The sequence below is a fragment of the Acinetobacter sp. 1000160 genome (assembly GCF_000588715.1).
Classification (GTDB): domain Bacteria; phylum Pseudomonadota; class Gammaproteobacteria; order Pseudomonadales; family Moraxellaceae; genus Acinetobacter; species Acinetobacter courvalinii.
In genome coordinates, this window is sequence record NZ_JFWP02000006.1 from 1 (window position 1) to 19,187 (window position 19,187).

The following is a 19,187-nucleotide window of genomic DNA, read 5'->3' on the forward strand; positions in this document are numbered from 1 at the left end:
GCTGACGGGATCGAACCGCCGACATTCTGCTTGTAAGGCAGACGCTCTACCAACTGAGCTAAGCGCCCTTAACGTCTTCATCGTTTGTGAGGTGCATTATAGAGAATCTTTACAGCCTGTCAAACGCTTTTGCCATTCTTTTCTGAAAAAACCGTACGAATGATTAAAAAATAAGTGATTCCATGCAAAAACTGATATTTTCGTATTTTATTTAAGCACTTATTTGCATTTTCACATATCGTTTTCCAAGGCTTGTTCGGATATATACACCAGCGCCTGTTCGGAAACGAGTTCAAATAGCTCGATAATTTCATCATTTTTCATTCGAATACAACCATGCGACATCGGAACACCCATTGGCTCTGTATCCGGCGTACCATGAATATAGATATAACGCTTAAAGGTATCGTGCCCTTCCCCATGATTGAAGCCTTCTTCAAGACCATCCAGCCATAAAATCCGCGACAAGATCCAGTCTCGTTGAGGAAATTGCTGGGCTAATTGTAGGTCATACACCTCACCCGTCGGTTGGCGTGCAATAAATACAGCATTCTTTGGTGCATCGCCGCCGATCTTTTGGGCAACCTGATGCCAGCCTCTTGGGGTCTTTCCACTATTTTCCTGTTCACCAATACCGTTTTTGCCCGAAGAGATCACATAGAATTTATTCTGTTTCGGCAAACGTAGTGTTTGCTGTGCCAAGTCTATGATGATGTCTGCCTGATCAAGGGTATAGGTCATTGTTATCTCGATAGATGATAGAACATCTTCATTTCAACATAGATGAAGTCTTTTTTCTTGTAGTTTTCAGTAGTTTTCGTGGGTGATAGGTGTTAGAGCTGACGAGGAAAATAAATTAGAGTTGTAGACATGATCTTCGTTCTTTGTTCATGTTATTCGGATATGTTGTGGATGGGGTTTAAGACAAAGATTGCTTAATGTATTTACTCGAATAAAGTTTTCGTCTTCTTACGGAGCTTTAATCACTCCTCAGGGCAAAGCTTATTTGACTTTGCTTAACTCGCCACTCGCTGCATTTGAGCCATATTGGCGCAAGGTCTTGCGCATGAGGAATATATTCCGCAAGAGCGTTGCTTTTCTTAACGCTGCTCAGGCTCGGGTCTTAACCATAACCACACAGCCACGATAAACATGGTGACATCAGTAAAGACTTTCACCCAAAACGGTGCGTTGGTGAACAGCATCAGGATACCGCTAAGCAACATCATGATACTGGCAATCCATTTCGCCTTCCGCGGCACTGTGCCATGTTCACGCCAGTTGCGTAAGGTCGGGCCATATTTGGGATGGTTCAGTAACCAAGCATCCATTTCCGGCCAGCCTTTGGAAGCCGCCCATGCAGCCAGAATCAGAAAAACCGTAGTGGGCATGCCTGGTAAAATTGCCCCGATGATTCCCAACGTAATAAAAATCACGACCAGACTACGCCAGAATAAAGTTTTCATTGAGCAATTAACCAACACCTGTTTACAACCGTGCTAGTATAAAGTGTTTTTATTGTGGTTTCTTAAACTTAACCTATTATTTCCATGATTGAGTGGCTTGATGTCTAAAATGCTTACCACCCCTTGTTTTTTTGAGCCGTGGTTACAGTTTAACAATCCGATCGTACGGCATTTGGCCTTCTGTATTGCAAGCCCCAATATTCTGGCAGACATTCCAGACGATCTCAGCCTGAAAAATCATTTTGAATTACATCCGGACCCGGTCTGGCAAACCCATTATCAAAATTATGAATCACGTTTAAAGCAATTGGATCAGCAGCCACAGCCACTGATTGATTTTCTGGCACAACTCAAAAGCACACGACTGGGCCTACGTTTTGAAAATCTGCTCTGGTTCTGGCTACTGGACGATGATTACCATCCTTATCAGTTGCTCGGACATAGCATTCAAAAAATTGCAGGTGCGGTGACTTTAGGTGAACTGGACTTCGTTTTACACAATCAGGAAACGCAACAAGTTGAACACTGGGAAGTGGCTTTAAAATATTATTTAGGCGAAGGAAAACTGGCACTGGCTCAATGGTTTGGATTAAATAGACAAGATACCTTACAGCGCAAACTCAAACATTTTACCGAACGTCAATTCCAGTTTACTGAAGCCAACAACCATCGCATTCAACGTAAGTTTGCAGTCATGAAAGGTCAGCTGTACCTGCCTACGCAACAGGATAAATCAAGTCTTCCATCCTGGATTAATACTTCACGGCGTTTAGGTCAATGGGGAACTCAGATACCAAGTACGCCTTATTATCGCTTGCAAAGACATGAATGGCTCTGTCCTGATCAGGAGGCTTCTTCACAACCCGCTCTCTGGTGGACCAATGGTCTGTATTATCAGCCTACAGCCACACCAAGTTTTTATATGTACCGTCAGGCTTCACTTTTATGTAGTTTTACTTCATTCACTTGTTAATAGCTCAGATAACATTTTATAACACATTTACCATCAAACCCTTATGTTCATTTTGCAGTAATTTTTTTAGCCTCTTAAGTACATCATAATTACATTTAAACGGAGAAGATGATGAAAAAAATCTTAGTTGCTTCGATCATGACTGCTTTTGTTCTCACTGGCTGTAATACATTTAAAGGTTTTGGGCAGGATGTATCTAAAGCGGGTGATAAAGTCTCTCAAACCGCCGAAAAAACTCAAGATAAAATGTAATTTCTATAAAACAAGCTGTACCGAACCTTATCTAGAACTAGATAAGGTTTATTTTTAATACCTTTCTCCATCAGATTCCCCTATTATACCGGTTCATATTTCACCAGATTTAGCTACATCTCGCATGAACCATTCCGATACGCTTGAACTTAGTTTACAACTCCTACGCCAGCCTTCAGTAACCCCTGTTGACCATGATTGCCAGAAGATTATGGCCGAACGCTTAGCAAAGATTGGCTTTAATATTGAAAACATGCGTTTCGAAGATGTTGATAATTTATGGGCGCGTCGTGGTACTGAAAATCCGGTATTCTGCTTTGCAGGCCATACCGACGTGGTGCCGACCGGTCATTTAGATGCATGGAATTCAGACCCGTTTTTACCGAGTATTCGTGATGGAAAACTCTATGGTCGTGGCTCTGCCGATATGAAAACAGCGTTGGCGGCCATGGTGGTTGCATCGGAACGTTTTGTTGCCAAACATCCCAACCATAAAGGTTCAATTGCATTTTTAATCACTTCGGATGAAGAAGGTCCATCGATTAACGGTACCGTTAAAGTGGTTGAAACACTGGAAGCGCGCAATGAAAAGATGACCTGGTGTCTGGTCGGCGAACCATCCAGCACGCATCAGTTGGGTGATATTGTTAAAAATGGTCGTCGTGGTTCATTGAATGCGGTTTTAACCGTTCATGGTAAACAAGGCCATGTGGCCTATCCGCATCTGGCTGAAAACCCGATCCATACTGCATCTAAAGCGCTTAATGAGCTGTGTGAAACGGTCTGGGACAATGGCAATGAATATTTCCCTGCCACTTCTTTCCAGATTTCCAATATTCAGGCAGGTACAGGCGCGACCAATGTGATTCCAGGTACATTGAAAGTCACCTTCAACTTCCGTTATTCAACTGAAGTTACCGCCGATATCCTGAAACAACGTGTGCTTGAGACTTTAGATAAACATCAGCTCAACTATGATATTCAGTGGACTTTGTCTGGCTTACCCTTCCTGACTCCGGTAGGCGAGCTGGTGAACGCAGCAAAAACCGCGATTAAAAATGTGACTGGCGTTGATACCGTACTTTCAACCAGTGGTGGAACCTCTGATGGCCGCTTTATCGCGCCAACCGGTGCACAGGTGCTTGAGTTGGGTGTATTGAATGCCACCATCCATCAGATCAATGAGCATGTCAACGTTGCCGAATTAGAACCGTTAGCTGAAATTTATGAGCAAATTTTAGTGGAACTGCTTGCTTAAGCTTGTAGCTGAACGCACAAAAAAAGGAACTCCAATGAGTTCCTTTTTTATTACAACCCCAGTTGGGTTTGGATGTTTTGCAGATTGGGGACATAAAACCTGTTCTCCCCCATCTTCACATATTGAAAGACCGTCTTATCATCGATGTCCCGTTCTTCATCGACAATCTCCGAAATACGTAAACGGATCGACTCAGGCATTTCATTACAGACCAGAGCAAAACGCTGCGATACATCTTCACCTTCGATCACCAGTGCCACACCTTGTTTCTGTGCAGGATCATTTACAGCGTACACAGGCAGCTTTAAATCATGCCATTCAATATGTTCAACATTGGTCTGGGTATCCATTGCCGACAACACGATATTTTGCGGTAACAGCATCGGAACCTTTTGATGACATTCAATAATGTAGGCATCAATAAATCCGGTTGAAACCGTAATTAAATGTTGTAACTCTTGCTGGTCAATCTGCCCCAATGCCGAGTTTGCGCCTTTATTTACCATTCTTTGCTACCTCTTAGCGCACAGCCAGTAAAGTTTCAATATTTTCCAGCAAAGCCTCTTCCTGGAACGGTTTACCCATATATTGACTTACACCGAGTGACAATGCACGTTCACGATGTTTCTCTCCGGTACGTGAAGTGATCATGATAATTGGCAAGTCCCGATGCAATTCATGGTGTCGAACCAGATTGGTGACCTCAAAACCGTCCATACGCGGCATTTCAATATCCAGTAGCATCAGATCAGGTTTCACTGTTTCAAGCTGCTCCATCGCATCCACACCGTCTTTGGCCGTGACCACATCATAGCCCTGACGCTCTAACAGGCGCGAAGTGACCTTACGTACGGTGACCGAGTCATCGACAATCATGATCAGGCGACGTTCATCATAACGCTGTTTAGTATAGCTTTCATCAGCCTGCTTGCTACGTGCAGTTGACTGCGCTTGTCGTGCAATATTCTGACCATCCAGAATCAAACAGACCTGACCATCACCCAGAATAGTTGCACCCGCAATCACGCCAATACTGGAGAACTGCTGTCCGACCGGTTTCACCACAATCTGACCCCGTGAACCAATCAACTGATCCACCAGTAATGCCGTGGTCTGGCCTTGGGCACCTTTGATCAGCAACACCGGTAAAGAATGCACCACGCCACTCAAACGCGGTATTGGCTGGCCTGCCACAAACTCAGAAAGATAGCGTAAACGGTAACGTTCCTGGTCAATGGTGAAATAGTCGTCCTGGCTGTCAAAGTATTGTTCCAGTGCCATAGGTGAAATACGCACAATACGGTCGATCTGGGCCAACGGGAATGCAAACTGTTGATCGCCTGCTTTAACCATCAAGGCATCACTGACCGCAACCGTGGTTGGAACGCGGATGGTAAAGGTCGTGCCTGTGCCATAAGTGGACGCCACACTGACATGGCCGCCTAGGGCTTTAATATCGCTTTGTACCACATCCAGCCCGACACCACGCCCAGAAATCTGGGTGACCTGAGCCGCAGTACTGAAACCCGGATGGAAGATAAATTGTAAAATCTCTTCCTGTTCCAGCTTCTGATCTGGCGTCATTAAACCGGTTTGCAGTGCTTTTTCCTTGATACGATTGACATCAATGCCCTTACCATCATCACTGAAGGTTACGACCACATCAGTACCTTGACGGCCAATGTTCAGGACAATATGTCCGGTTTCAGGTTTCTTAGCCTGTAAACGCTGTTCACGATCTTCAATCCCATGGTCAATCGCGTTACGCAACATGTGCTCAAAAGGTGCCACCAGACGTTCAAGAATACTACGGTCCAATTCCCCTTCAGTATTGTTCACCACTAATTCAGTTGGACGGTTCAATGCCGAAGCCGTTTGGCGCACGATACGCTGTAAACGCGGTAACAGACGTGAGAATGGTACCAGACGGGTACGCATGAGGCTTTCTTGAATTTCAGCCTGAATACGGGATTGCTGTAATAGCAAACCTTCTGTATCACGAATCTTTTCAGACAATGTGGTCTTGAAATCCACCAAATCCGAAGCAGATTCGGCCAGTGATTTTGACAACTGGTTCAAAGATGAATACTGGTCCATCTCTAATGGGTCAAAGTCGGCATAACGCGCATCTTCCCCGCCATGTCGTGCAATAATCTGGCTTTCCAGCTCACCTTCCATTCGACGTAACTGATCGGCTAAACGCTTGATCGCCAGTTCCATTTCTGTCAGCGTACCGCCGAGTTGCCCCAGATCCATCTCGATACGTGAACGGTTAATCGCATTTTCCCCTGACAGGTCAATCATCTTCTCGATGACCTCTGCAGAGACACGAATCATCTCATTATTCTGCTCAATGCGCTCTGTCGTTTCCCACTCGCCCAGCATTGACGGCGGTTCTGTGCCATCGCCCTGAACAAACTCCATGCTATATTCAGGCGTGAAGATATCTCTCGCCGAAAGTTTCTGAGGAAGCTGTGCAGAAACGTCGACAAATTCCATCTTCTCCAGACTTTGTTTCAACCCATCAAAATTGGCATATTGACGTTTAAAGATGGCCTCATGCAACCATGCCAATGCGGTATTTAACAGGTTGTCATATACATTTGAATTGAAATGATGCACACCAAACTGCTCAAAAGCATTTTCCAGATGGTAGGCAATCACGGCAATGGCATCCATCTCAGCCATGCGCGCGCCACCTTTTAAACTGTGGGCATTACGCTGTAACTGCAGCAGCAGACTACGATTACTGCGTTGTTCAAACCATTGCTTCAATAAGCTTTGAGCCTGTTCCAGTAACTCTTCTGCTTCCTCCAGGAAAGTCTGCTCCACCAGCGAACGAACATCATCATCCAATGACGCTGCCACCGTCTCAACGCTTTGAGTTGCTGAAGTTGTATCGCGTATCTCATCCGAAGCAACACCACTGCTTTCAGGCTGCAAGGTCGGCGTTTGCGTATCAAGCTCAGCTTCAACTAATTCAGGTACTTCTGACTGGGCCTCAACAACATCCACTTCAATTGTTTCAAGGGTCTCTACCGGCTCAAGCACAGGCTCGAACGTAGCAGATGCAACCGTTTGGTCTGCCTGTTGCAGTAACTGCACCACATGCGTTGATGGATAATCGGTTTGCTGATCGCGAATGGTCTGAATCCGGTCTGCAATATCATCCTGAACTAAGCGAATAATCGCAACCAGTTGTGGTGTTGCCTGAATCTGCTGATTGATCAGCTTTTCATAGAGACTTTCCAGCTCATGCGCAATCAGGCCAATATGAGGCGCCTGAATCATATTTGCCCCACCTTTCAGGGTATGCAAATAACGCATCAGATTTTTTAGCGCATTTAAATTGTGATGATCGGCAGTCCAAGTAGTTAAGTCCGCATCAATTCCGGCAAGCAGTTCATCGGCTTCTTCAAGGAAAATATCCAGCAAGTCTGGATCGAAGTCACGATTGGACGCTGCTGATTGTAATTGTTGCTGATCCAGTGCCAGTTGTGCGGCAAATACAGTGACATCGACAGTCGCATTGGCTGGGGTTGCTGTTTCCGAAATATCAGTCTCAACAGCGCGCTCATTACTCTCTGTTTCAATCGTCTCAAGTACTGGCTGCTGTGGCGCATAAGTAAGGTCTGCTTGCGTCGCTGTAACCGTAGTTTTCCCAAGATTGTGTAACACGGCCAAGGCATGCGTTGCAGGATAATCGACCTGCTGATCACGAATAATCTGGATACGATCCGCAATATCATCCTGTACCGCACGAATCACGGCAATCAGTGCCGGCGTTGCTTGAATTTGCTGATTAATCAGCTTCTCATAAATGCTTTCCAGCTCATGCGCAATCAAACCGATATGAGGAGCCTGAATCATATTTGCTCCCCCTTTCAAGGTATGCAAATAACGCATCAGATTCTTTAAGGCATCCACATTGTTATGATTCACCGCCCATGTATTTAGATCAGTATCAATCCCGGCAAGCAGTTCATCTGCTTCTTCAAGGAAGATATCCAGCAAGTCCGGATCAAAATCACGGTTGGCTTCATCTGCATTTAACTGTTGCTTATCCAGTGCGAACTGGGCAGCTAAGTCAGTCACAGCGCTTGACGTTGCGTGTGGTTCAATTGCCAAAGTTTCTTCAACTGCATGGGTCTCGACATCCACAGCTTCTTGCGGCACAGACTCAACATTTTGCTGGGTAAATGAACTCAGTTCATTTAAGACACGCTCATGGGCTTTGGTTAAAGTGACACGCTGGCCGGCTGCCAAGGTATCAAACAACTGGATAAATTGTTGATGTACCTGATGATAGAGCTCAAAGGCATAATCAAGATTGAGTAAACTTGGTTTAAAAATAAGATCCTGATAGCTTGAACGCAATAAGCTGGTGTACTGATACATGCCAATCGTTGCATGATGATGCGTATGCTGTAACAGGATTTCTGCCTGCTGACTCAATAACTGGATATATTGCGGAAACTCATGCCGTGCACGTTTCTCGAAATCAAACTCGACATCCAGTAAGTCATTAATTTCCAATTCAATTAACTGAGACACCAGACCTTGTGGCCGTACTGCTTCGCCATGCTTTTCTTCGAGCTGGAAATCATAACTGTCCCAAGCGACATTAAACGTCTCATAAATTTCATTGAGCTTCTGTGGGCTGCCTGCATGCTTCAAGGTATGTAAATAATCACCGACAAACTGTGCATAATGCGTCAGCAAAGCCGTCTCATCTGAACTTGAGTCCAGTTCTTCCTGCAATAAGGTTTTAAACAGATTCTCAACTTTTGAACTGGCTTCAAAAACATGATCGACATGCGCCATGGCAGAACTGCCACGCAAGGTGTGCAATGCACGAATCAGGGTATTGTATTGATCATTGCTTGGACGATCATTTTGTAAGAACTGGTTGATAGTCGCCAGATGCTCTTCGGCCTCTTCCTGGAAAATGGCCAGGGTTTCTTTGGCCAAGGCCTCATCTTCAAATGGTGCAATCCCTTCAAGCCCAGAGACAGACTCAACTTGCTGTAGCGCTTGTTCCTGTGCAGCAGTTTCAACGGCAGCATCATCTTCTGGCTCAAGGCCAGTCAATACCTGTTCATGATTAAGATCAATGGCAAGATTTAACAGCGCTGCTAGCGCAGGTTCAGGACTTTGCTGCTGTTGTAATTGTTGTCCGAGTAAAACCAAGGGTTTGAAATCAACCTGATGGGCCTGAACCGCCTTAAAGTCATGCACCAGTTTAAAGCGATAAAGATTAAAAACCGTCTGTACATAGCGTTGAATATCAGCATTCAAGGTAATCGTGCCCGCAATCACACGATTTAAAGTATCTTCAACGGTCCATGCCAGCTCACCCGACGACTTCGCCCCGACCATTCTTCCAGAGCCTTTTAAGGTATGGAAATGACGGCGAATATCGCTCAGCACATTCTGTTGATGTGGTTGTTCTGTCCATTGAACAAGTAATGGTTCTAACTCAACAAAGATCTCATCCAATTCTTCAATAAAAATTTCAAGAATCTCTGCATCTTGTTCAAGATAACTGTCTTCAGGAAGCGTCATCGTTTCAACTAACGTTTTTAATATTTGTTTCATAGCTGCTTCTTTCGTTTTTATCCACTAAATGTGGGTAAAAATTACGTCTATCTATCAGACAAGATGTAGTTCCACTGCGCCATCACCTTGTTGAGATATCCAACACATCTAAAATGGAAAGACAGACACCCCCATCTGCCTTTCCAATTCGGTTTACTCAGGTAACTTAAAGTCAGTTACTGATTCACGTAACGATTCAGCCATGTTTGCCAACTCAGAAACCGAGCGTGCGGTATCAAACGTAGCGGTAGTCGTTTGTGAGGTAATTTCCTGTACGACATTCATCGTGGTTGCAATATGACTCGCAGAAGCCGACTGAAGTTTTGCTGCATCCGAAATGCTTGCAATCAGTTTCGCCAGGTCACCCGATACCGTTTGAATCTCATCCAGTGCAATCCCCGCATCTTTTGCCAGATTCGCACCACGTACCACCTCGGAAGTGGTTTGTTCCATTGAGATTACGGCTTCATTGGTATCGGTTTGAATGGTTTTCACCAGACTTTCAATCTGTTTGGTTGCTGATGCAGAACGTTCTGCAAGACGCTGTACTTCATCAGCAACGACTGCGAAACCACGACCTGCTTCACCGGCCATCGATGCTTGGATCGCTGCGTTTAATGCCAAGATGTTGGTCTGATCGGCAATATCGTTAATCAACGAGACAATGTTACCAATCTCTTGTGAAGACTCACCCAGACGTTTAATACGTTTTGATGTTTCTTGGATCTGTTCACGAATGTGATCCATCCCTTCAATCGAACGGTTTACCACTTGCGCACCATTGGTCGCAATCTGTACCGAACGTTGTGCTACATCAGCAGATTCAGAAGCGTTGGCAGATACCTGGTCAATCGACAATGCCATTTCGTTCATGGCTGCGGATGCACCGGCAATTTCTTGCGCCTGATGTTCAGAAGCTTCGGCTAACTGGTTGGTAATGTTCTGAGTATCTTGGGTATAGCGTGCCACTTCTTGCGAAGTATCGGTGATTCGCGATACCAGATCACGTAACTGATCGATCGCAAAGTTAATCGAGTCGGCAATCGCACCGGTAAAATCTTCCGATACTGTTGCATAAGAGCGTAAGTCACCATCTGCCAAGTCCGCGATCTCATCAAGTAAACGTAAAATCGCATTCTGGTTACGGTCATATTCGTCTTGTAAACGGGTTACACGCTCTTTATCGGTATTACTACGTAAAGCCAATAATTGCAGTGCAGAGAAGACCAACAGACCTAAAGCACCAATCAGTACGATACCGGCAATGACATTGCCCCAGCCGCCTTCCGCTTTATTAGACAAATCATTGAGTGAATTTAACAGTGCATCAGACTGCGAAAAGATTTGTGAAGAGGCCTGACGGACACGCACGATCTGGTTGGCGTTTTGCAATACCGTTGCCGCTGCTGATTTCAACACGGCATCATAGTCAGACTTAATGCTGTCCACAGATTCACGTAAGGCAGCCGAGCTGATACGGTCTACACCCAGTTCAGAGCTACCATTTAATTGGGCATTTAAATATACACCGAAGGTATCAATATCGGCACCGAAGTCATTTGCAGAAACACTAGAGTTATCTGTACCGACCAGCACCGAGTTGATCGAACGTAAAATACGTTCCGCAATAAAGACCTGGTTCTTGGTGATAATTACCTGACTACTCGGCATGTTCTCACGCACCATCTGGTCCACCATCAGGTTATATTCAGCCTGAATCTCGGGGATGGTATCGCTAATCGCAATGTTGGTATCATAAAGCTGGTTAATGACTTTCTGTTGTGAAGCAATCAAGTCAATATTCTTGGAAATGCCGCTCCAAAGTTCGCTCACCTTCTTGTATTCATCAGAACCTTTACCATAAACACTTTCAACCGTTTCCAGGTTTTCGGTAAATTGCTTTTCTGACTCAACCAACTTTTTCATCTCTTCAGGTTTACCAGAAGCAGTCGCTTCGGTGGCCTGACGCGAAATGGTTTGCGATAACAGACGCAACTCACCCAGACTACGGGTTAACTGGTTTGAACGTGGCACACTAACGAACAAGTAGATTAAGAGGATGACTGCAAGGGCCAAAGCAATTAAAGCACGATAGATAATCGGTTTAGATTTCTCACTTTCACCGAATAAACGGGAAAACTGATCGAGTTGCGTTCGTATATTATTCAGGAACGCGCCCCCTTTTTTCAGCCCCGCACTATCACTACCATTCTTTTTTTTAAGTTTAAAGCCCATATCAGCTTCTCCCCGAAATACGCCTTTATGTTCCGTAGCGCATTAAATTAGTTTATAAATTTTATTGATGCATTCATGTATTGAGGATTTTTTAATAACCGACTCAATAAGAACACATGCCATTGTTGATTATGCTGGTGGAAATGACCTTGACAATAGTCTTTTAACTTATGGTCCAGATCATTATTTTGAGAGAAAAAACTCTTTTTATTAAAGTGCTGAATCCCCAAAACCTGATCAACGACCAACCCCACATAATGATCTTGATGGCTAATACAAATCACTTTTTGCGTCGGAGAAAACTGACTTCGCTGCCCTGAAATAAAGTGTGTTAAATCAGAAACTGAAAGCAGTCTTCCACGAATATTGGCCAAACCACGCACCCACGCCTGGGTATTTGGTACTGGTGTATATTTCGGAGGATAAATCACCTCGGAAATTTCCCCCAATGGCGCAACAAAATATTGCCCCAACATCTCAAATGCGATGCCCGACCAGCGGTGAGTTTCGTTTTGAGTTGAAGTGTATTGCTTATTACCTCGCTTGGATAAGCGAAGCAATTCGATAAATCCATTTGCTGCCATACCCTATCCCGTATTGAATAATGAGAAGGCTCAGATTGAGCGAAATTAACTTAATAGTTGTTTAATCACATCAATCAGCTGTTGTTCATCGACTGGTTTGGTCAAATAGTCACATGCACCCTGACGTTTCCCCCAGACACGATCCGTCGCCTGATCTTTGGTACTGACAATCACAACCGGAATATGCTGTGTGTCCTTGCCTTTACTGATCTGGCGTGTGGCCTGAAAACCATTCATGCCCGGCATCACCACATCCATCAGCACCAGATCAGGTAATTCTGCTTGTGCCAAGGTCACCCCATCTGCGCCATTGGTTGCTTCAATGACGTCATAACCATGCTTGGTTAAAATTTCTCTAAAGCGAAAAGTTTCAGTAGGTGAATCATCTACAATAAGTATGCGAGCCATTTTTTCCTCAATCTTTAATTTTATGCGCTAACGTGGTTGCGAATCGCGTTTAACAACTCATCTTTACTGAATGGCTTGGTTAAATATTCATCCGAACCCACGACACGGCCTTTCGCCTGATCAAACAAACCGTCTTTGCTTGATAACATAATGACTGGAATATTCTGGTAATTTAGTGAGTTTTTGATTAATGCGCAGGTTTGGTAACCGTCTAAACGAGGCATCATGATGTCAACAAAAACGATATCCGGATTAGCTTCTGCAATTTTTGACAATGCTTCAAAGCCATCAACCGCCGTAATGACTTCACAGCCTTCACGTTGCAATAACGTTTCAGCTGTACGACGAATCGTTTTGGAATCGTCAATCACCATCACCTTTAAATTCTGAAATTTATCTTCCATTTATTGTCCTGCCCCAATACTCAATACAAATTATGGTTGGTTTAATTTGTTTTATACAGATCAGTTGATATTTTTAACATATCTTTACTTGCATTATCAATGAAGTTTTTTGAACCAACCTATCAGTTTCGCTACACAATCCTAAACAAGTCACACTTTTAATTAAATTCCTAATTTTTTTGCCGAATAAGTATTTTTAATTGTCTAAATTAGCACTAATATACAACTGATTATTATTTAAAAATAAGTGATTTAATTAACTTTTTTTCGGGGAATGTAATGACTGGTTCGTTAAAGTGCGGTTTCCGCATTCGTCACTTTAGCACGATTGCTCGTACTTACATCTGCTCATTTTTTATAGGCTTTGTGTCCAGCACCGGTTTTGCCGGGATGGAGTCTTCCAAAGCCACCTGGTATCGTTATTACGACAAGAACGGCGTAGCCAATGTCAGCACTTCGGTCACCCCTGAACATATCCGTTATGGGTATGAAGCGCTGGACCGCAATATGCAGGTGATGAAGCGCAATCGTCCTTATAATGCTGCTGCGGATGCACAACAATCGGCTCAACGTGAATCGGTTGCCCGCCGTCGTGAACAGGATTTAAGATTAAAACGCGCCTATGGCAACCCGCAAATTGCGACGGCAAAACGTGACCAGATTTTGGCAAACCTAAAAAAACAGCTCAATTATCAACAAGAACAATTACAGCAACTGCAAAAAGATAAAATCGCTTTCAAGCGTCAGGAAATGGATTACCATCGTAAAGGTGAAATGCTGCCAGCCCAGTTAAAAAGTAATCTGGACAATAATTCCAAAAATATTGAGAACGTCAAAAAAACCGTGGAAAGCCTGCGCAATGCCTACCACAAAACCGAGGCAGAATATGCCGATATCATCACCCGTTTAAACACATTACAATAAAAATCAGTCTTTAAAAGCCGCATATGACTGCTTTAACCTCTCCCTTTGCTCTGCTAAATAACCCTAGATTTTCAACATTTACATACATTGCAGTGCTTAATACTGCGCTAAATTGAATGATTCATGTCATAATGCCAGCAGCTCAAAGTGAGCCGATTATTTTTGCTCCTTGTTGTAGCATCTTTTAAATAACACTTAACTTTAGGACAGTTTCCATGCGCGCAAGCCGCTTTTTATTTGCAACGTTAAGAGAAACCCCAAATGATGCTGAGGTCATTTCACACCAGCTCATGTTACGTGCGGGGATGATTCGTAAACTCGCTTCTGGCTTATACTCTTGGTTGCCCATGGGAACGCGCGTTTTAAAGAAAGTCGATGCCATTGTGCGCGAAGAAATGAACCGTTCAGGTGCATTAGAAGTCTTTATGCCGGTGACACAACCTGCTGCATTGTGGGAAGAATCAGGCCGTTTTGAACAGTACGGCCCAGAATTATTACGCTTTAAAGATCGTCATGATAATCCATTCGTACTGGGCCCAACCCATGAAGAAGTGATTACTGATTTAGCTCGTAATGAGCTGAAAAGCTATAAACAATTACCGCTGAATTTCTATCAGATCCAAACCAAATTCCGTGACGAAATTCGTCCACGTTTCGGGGTGATGCGTTCTCGTGAATTCATCATGAAAGATGCCTATTCATTCCATACCGATCAGGCATCATTGCAAGAAACCTATGACGTGATGTATGACACCTACAGCCGTATCTTTACCCGCTTAGGTCTGGATTTCCGTCCAGTACAGGCAGATACCGGTTCAATTGGTGGTTCAGCTTCACATGAGTTCCATGTGCTGGCAGCCAGCGGTGAAGATGATATCGCGTTCTCGACTGACTCTGATTATGCAGCCAATGTTGAAATGGCTGAAGCGGTTCTGGTGGGCGAACGTGCTGCCGCGACTCAAGCTTATACGCTTGTCGACACACCAAATCAGAAAACCATTGCAGATGTTTGTCAGTTCCTGAATGCAGATGCCAAGCAATCAGTCAAAGCGCTACTGGTACAAGGCCCAACCGATGAAAAAGGCAATACACCAGTGGTTGCCCTGTTCTTACGCGGTGACCATGAGCTGAATGATATTAAAGCTGAAAAACATCCGTTAATTGCTGCACCTTTGACTTTTGCAACTGAAGCACAGTTACAAGAACATGGTTTGACTGCTGGCTTCTGTGGCCCACAAGGTCTGGTTGAAAAAGGCTTAACCGTGATTGTCGATCGTGCCGCATCGGTATTAGCTGATTTTGTTGCCGGTGCCAACGAAGTGGACAAACATGCGACCGGTGTCAACTGGGATCGTGATGCCAAATACACAGAAGTATTTGATTTACGTAATGTGGTTGAAGGCGATCCATCTCCAGATGGTAAAGGTACACTTCAGATCAAACGTGGTATTGAAGTCGGTCATATCTTCCAGCTCGGCACCAAATATTCAGAAGCCTTAAACTGTAAAGTATTGGGTGAAGATGGCAAGCCATTAACCGTGACCATGGGTTGTTATGGCATTGGTGTAACACGTGTAGTGGCTGCGGCGATTGAACAAAACTTCGATGATAAAGGCATTATCTGGCCACAAGCGATTGCACCGTTTGAAGTGGCAATCGTACCGATGAATGCACACAAGTCACCGCGTACCCTCGAAGCAGCTGAAGCGCTTTATGCAGAACTGCAAGCACAAGGCTACGACGTGTTACTGGATGACCGTAATGAACGTCCAGGGGTGAAATTCTCTGATCTTGAATTGATGGGGATTCCACATCGTATCGTGATTGGTGAAAAAGGTCTGGATGCAGGCACTTTCGAATACAAAGGCCGTCGCGATGCCGAAGCAAGCAATCTGAACAAAGAAGAATTAATGGCAAAACTTGTCCGTTAATCTGACTGACAGATGTAAAAAAGCCGTTTAATTTAAACGGCTTTTTTATGGCTTAATTATACGGTTAAATCTTTTACCGTCTCAGAGGGGCCATTATTCTTGACCGATTCAATGCCCTTGTCACGTGACTGCTCACTTGCATACAGCTGGCTACTCCCAATCACCTGATGATTCGCCGCTTTTAAATTAAAATAAGGTTTGTCATTTTTCGACGTTAAACGCTCATAACGGCCATCATCCGGACTATTTTTCTGAACAGATGCAATGCCATTCATTGCCGCTGCTTTGGTTTTATATAATTCACTATTTAAAACTGGCTCACCATTTCCTGCCTTGAGTGTAAAACGGTATTGCCCATCACTTGCCTGACTTACTTCGAACCATCCTGCCATAAGGACCTCTGTTTTTGGAGTTACGTTTTGATTGTTATCTCATCCAATATAGATCAGCAATTGCCGTTTAAGAAGATTAAATTTTGTTCAAATTTGGTAAATAACGTAAATAAAAAAAAGGAGCATTTACATGCTCCTTTCCAAGTTATTTGATTAAACTTTTTTCACAAACTCAGACTTCAGTTTCATTGCGCCAACGCCATCAATTTTACAATCAATATTATGACCATCGCTTGCATCTGGCACTAAACGAATGCTTTTTACTTTGGTCCCGACTTTAACTACAGAAGATGAACCCTTGATTTTCAAATCCTTAACAACCGTGACGCTATCCCCATCAGCCAACACATTGCCATTTGCATCTTTAATAATGTCTTGTACTTCAGCAGCCTGTGTCTCGCCTTCTTTCCACTCATGTGAGCACTCCGGGCAAATCAATAAATCGCCATCTTGATAGGTATATTCTGATTGGCATTGTGGGCAATTTGGAAAAGACATAAAAAAATCTCAAAAAGGCTATTATGCGGGATAGAGGCTCTTTTTCAAAATTTTAGGGCTGAATATCCTTGCCAAGCAAATAATTCTTTAACACCAGCGCATGATTTAACTCAGGATCTTGAGCCGCATAAATCAGGGTTAACTGTTTATGTTTAGCCATCTGCCTGAGTTGTTCCACATGTGGATTGCCTTCCAGCTCCTGATAATAGCCTTTCTGAAAACTTAACCAATGCTCGGCCTGATGACAAAACGCTTTCCTTAACTCAGTAGACGGTGCAATTTCTTTTAACCACAAGTCCAGATGTGCCCGCTCTTTTGAAATCCCGCGTGGCCACAACCGATCAACCAGCACACGCTGGCCGTCAGTTGCTGCAACAGGATCATAAATACGTTTTATTGCAATCAGCACTTTCTTCTCCTGTTTGAGATCGGCTTAGCTTTCCATGCAAATATCAATCACCTGACCTTGTGCATCAAAGCTGACACAAATTACATACTGGGTTATCTCATCGGGTAAAGTGAAATCCAGCATTTCACGGCTCTCAATCTCATCACTTTGCCATGAATCGGCCAGTACCAGTAAATCTAGCACCTGTAACGGTGTAGGTACGGCGCTTCCAGAATATTTTTTCCAATAATCAGGCTCAATTTCTTCAAGATGATGCTGGATAAACAACTCTACACTCTCTTCTGCCTGCTGATTTTCTAAAGCAGCCCGCATTGCAACACGCGCAAGCTGCTCTCGTCCTTTAACAATTGCTTGTTCAGACATTTAATTCCCCAATTTAATTTATTCATCCAATATTTTTTTGTTTTTCGAACTCGACATATTTTGCTTCATCCGCCTCTTTACTGGTCAGGTATATCCGCTTGAACCAACAAGCCCAATAAATACAAGGATTCTTGCCAGCCCAGATAACAGGCTTCTACAGGAATCACATCAGGAATTCCCTCTTGGGTAATATGCACCTCTGTGCCAACCATAACGGCTTTGAGCTCAATCGTGACCTGAATATCACCGGGTAAGTTTGGATCGTCGAATTTGTCGGTATAACGTAGCAGCTCATTCGGGACAATTTTAATATATTTGCCTCCAAAGCCATGCGTTTGTCCTGTGGAAAAATTGGTAAAGGACATTTTATACGTTCCACCTTCCTGTGGATCGAGATGATGAACTTTTGCGGTAAATCCATGCGGTGGTAACCATTTGACCAAGGCATCCGGATCAAGAAAGGCTTTAAAAACACGCGCTGGGGGCGCACTCAATACTCGATGTAGTTTTACTGTTCCAGTCATTATTGTTCTCCCATATCACGCTCATTGTGTTTGGTCGATTTATCATAGCGACTTGGCAGGTAAATGCGAGGCCGCTGATCTTTCATTTGAGCACGATTATCGACAATCTAAAGCTGCTTTTTTGTGAAAAATGGCGCAAAATAACAGTCCATATTTTAGTGAACAGAATGCAGCTTAGGATTGATCTATGAGTCAGCTTGCTTTTACTGCTTTTAGCTTAAATGGTGTAGATGCACAAAAATTTCTACAAGGCCAAGTCACCATTCACGTTGAACGCATACCAGAAAATGAAAGTCGCTATACTGCTATTTGTGATTTAAAAGGACGTATTCATTTTGGTCTATGGATTAAACGATTAAATCCAGAAAGTTTTGAGTTAGTGACCACGCAAGACCAAGCCGAAGAATTTGCCAAGCATATTAAAAAGTTTGGTGCTTTTTCCAAAATGAAACTAGAACAAACAGGTCCGGTTTTCCCAACAGTCAATGGTATTCAAACCGAGTTTTCTTCAACAGAAACGGATATCGATACTTGGCAAATTCAAGCGATTCAATCTGGACAGGCCTGGATTCAGCAAAGTCCCGAACCCCTGTTCCAGCCACAAGAATTACGTCTACATCAACGCGATGGCGTACATTTCGATAAAGGCTGTTACTTAGGTCAGGAAATCGTGGCACGTCTTTGGTTTAAGGCAAAACCAAAACACTGGTTACACCTGATCCAGGCTCAAGCAGATGTGCCAGCGCCAGCCACCCAACTGAGTAAAGATGTTGAAGTGATCAATAGTGTCGCATTTGAAGATGGTTATCTCGCGCTTGTGATTGCCAAACCTGCTGCATTGACAGAACTTGGCGTAACTGTTCTGGACTTGCCTGAAGCATTGAATGGTGATGTGGCAAGACCTCAATAACACTTTGCTTTGATAAAAGTTATTGCTAAATTAGCCTTCAAAATATGAGGGCTTTTTT

General features: G+C 43.8%; 19 protein-coding genes. 6 read left to right on the forward strand and 13 right to left on the reverse strand.

Annotated features, from left to right (window positions below; all coding sequences use genetic code 11):
• Nucleotides 1–231: 231 nt before the first annotated feature.
• Nucleotides 232–741, reverse strand: coding sequence for a cell wall-recycling L,D-carboxypeptidase ElsL (gene elsL / locus J699_RS06180; RefSeq protein ID WP_032869959.1), 510 nt, complete (start codon nucleotides 739–741; stop codon nucleotides 232–234).
• Nucleotides 742–1,100: 359 nt separating this feature from the next.
• A complete protein-coding gene (locus tag J699_RS06175; protein WP_005226971.1) occupies nucleotides 1,101–1,466 on the reverse strand; it encodes a YbaN family protein in 366 nt (121 codons plus the stop codon).
• A gap of 100 nt (nucleotides 1,467–1,566) precedes the next feature.
• Here J699_RS06175 and J699_RS06170 point away from each other — a divergent pair, with 100 nt between their 5' ends.
• The 3 genes from J699_RS06170 (at nucleotide 1,567) to dapE (ending at nucleotide 3,949) form a co-directional block, all read left to right on the forward strand.
• Nucleotides 1,567–2,439, forward strand: a complete 873-nt coding sequence (locus J699_RS06170) for a DUF1853 family protein (RefSeq protein ID WP_032869961.1) — start codon at nucleotides 1,567–1,569, stop codon at nucleotides 2,437–2,439.
• A gap of 108 nt (nucleotides 2,440–2,547) precedes the next feature.
• A complete protein-coding gene (locus J699_RS06165) occupies nucleotides 2,548–2,691 on the forward strand; it encodes an entericidin A/B family lipoprotein (protein WP_165569309.1) in 144 nt (47 codons plus the stop codon).
• 124 nt (nucleotides 2,692–2,815) lie between these two features.
• Nucleotides 2,816–3,949, forward strand: a complete 1,134-nt coding sequence (gene dapE / locus J699_RS06160; RefSeq protein ID WP_032869963.1) for a succinyl-diaminopimelate desuccinylase — start codon at nucleotides 2,816–2,818, stop codon at nucleotides 3,947–3,949.
• Nucleotides 3,950–3,999: 50 nt separating this feature from the next.
• Here dapE and J699_RS06155 read toward each other — a convergent pair whose 3' ends face one another.
• The 6 genes from J699_RS06155 to pilG form a co-directional block, all read right to left on the reverse strand.
• Entirely contained in the window at nucleotides 4,000–4,455 is a 456-nt protein-coding gene (locus J699_RS06155; RefSeq protein ID WP_005288795.1) for a hypothetical protein, read from the reverse strand.
• A 13-nt stretch (nucleotides 4,456–4,468) separates the two neighbouring features.
• Nucleotides 4,469–9,547, reverse strand: coding sequence for an Hpt domain-containing protein (locus tag J699_RS06150; RefSeq protein ID WP_032869965.1), 5,079 nt, complete (start codon nucleotides 9,545–9,547; stop codon nucleotides 4,469–4,471).
• A 153-nt stretch (nucleotides 9,548–9,700) separates the two neighbouring features.
• Entirely contained in the window at nucleotides 9,701–11,782 is a 2,082-nt protein-coding gene (locus J699_RS06145; protein ID WP_032869967.1) for a methyl-accepting chemotaxis protein, read from the reverse strand.
• Nucleotides 11,783–11,829: 47 nt separating this feature from the next.
• Nucleotides 11,830–12,366: a chemotaxis protein CheW gene (locus J699_RS06140; protein WP_005226965.1), complete on the reverse strand. Its 537-nt coding sequence runs from the start codon at nucleotides 12,364–12,366 to the stop codon at nucleotides 11,830–11,832.
• Nucleotides 12,367–12,411: 45 nt separating this feature from the next.
• Nucleotides 12,412–12,774, reverse strand: coding sequence for a response regulator (locus tag J699_RS06135; RefSeq protein ID WP_004775365.1), 363 nt, complete (start codon nucleotides 12,772–12,774; stop codon nucleotides 12,412–12,414).
• Between the two features lie 20 nt (nucleotides 12,775–12,794).
• The gene (gene pilG, locus J699_RS06130) at nucleotides 12,795–13,178 is read right to left on the reverse strand and encodes a twitching motility response regulator PilG (protein WP_004652356.1); all 384 of its coding nucleotides are present in this window, start codon (nucleotides 13,176–13,178) and stop codon (nucleotides 12,795–12,797) included.
• A gap of 279 nt (nucleotides 13,179–13,457) precedes the next feature.
• Between pilG and J699_RS06125 the strand changes: the two genes are divergently transcribed.
• Nucleotides 13,458–14,102, forward strand: a complete 645-nt coding sequence (locus J699_RS06125) for a hypothetical protein (RefSeq protein ID WP_032869969.1) — start codon at nucleotides 13,458–13,460, stop codon at nucleotides 14,100–14,102.
• A gap of 215 nt (nucleotides 14,103–14,317) precedes the next feature.
• Nucleotides 14,318–16,033, forward strand: coding sequence for a proline--tRNA ligase (locus tag J699_RS06120; protein WP_032869971.1), 1,716 nt, complete (start codon nucleotides 14,318–14,320; stop codon nucleotides 16,031–16,033).
• 56 nt (nucleotides 16,034–16,089) lie between these two features.
• Here J699_RS06120 and J699_RS06115 read toward each other — a convergent pair whose 3' ends face one another.
• The 5 genes from J699_RS06115 to J699_RS06095 form a co-directional block, all read right to left on the reverse strand.
• Entirely contained in the window at nucleotides 16,090–16,425 is a 336-nt protein-coding gene (locus tag J699_RS06115; RefSeq protein ID WP_009515078.1) for a YegP family protein, read from the reverse strand.
• A gap of 153 nt (nucleotides 16,426–16,578) precedes the next feature.
• A complete protein-coding gene (locus tag J699_RS06110; protein WP_005288813.1) occupies nucleotides 16,579–16,923 on the reverse strand; it encodes a zinc ribbon domain-containing protein YjdM in 345 nt (114 codons plus the stop codon).
• 52 nt (nucleotides 16,924–16,975) lie between these two features.
• Complete coding sequence (locus tag J699_RS06105) at nucleotides 16,976–17,332, reverse strand: DUF488 domain-containing protein (protein WP_032869974.1); 357 nt, start codon at nucleotides 17,330–17,332, stop codon at nucleotides 16,976–16,978.
• A gap of 24 nt (nucleotides 17,333–17,356) precedes the next feature.
• Entirely contained in the window at nucleotides 17,357–17,695 is a 339-nt protein-coding gene (locus J699_RS06100; RefSeq protein WP_032869975.1) for a DUF2004 domain-containing protein, read from the reverse strand.
• Nucleotides 17,696–17,772: 77 nt separating this feature from the next.
• Nucleotides 17,773–18,219 carry an SRPBCC family protein gene (locus J699_RS06095; RefSeq protein WP_005226958.1) on the reverse strand — a complete coding sequence of 149 codons (447 nt, stop codon included), beginning with the start codon at nucleotides 18,217–18,219 and terminating at the stop codon, nucleotides 17,773–17,775.
• A gap of 187 nt (nucleotides 18,220–18,406) precedes the next feature.
• Between J699_RS06095 and J699_RS06090 the strand changes: the two genes are divergently transcribed.
• Complete coding sequence (locus J699_RS06090; protein WP_032882866.1) at nucleotides 18,407–19,129, forward strand: YgfZ/GcvT domain-containing protein; 723 nt, start codon at nucleotides 18,407–18,409, stop codon at nucleotides 19,127–19,129.
• Nucleotides 19,130–19,187: the final 58 nt, after the last annotated feature.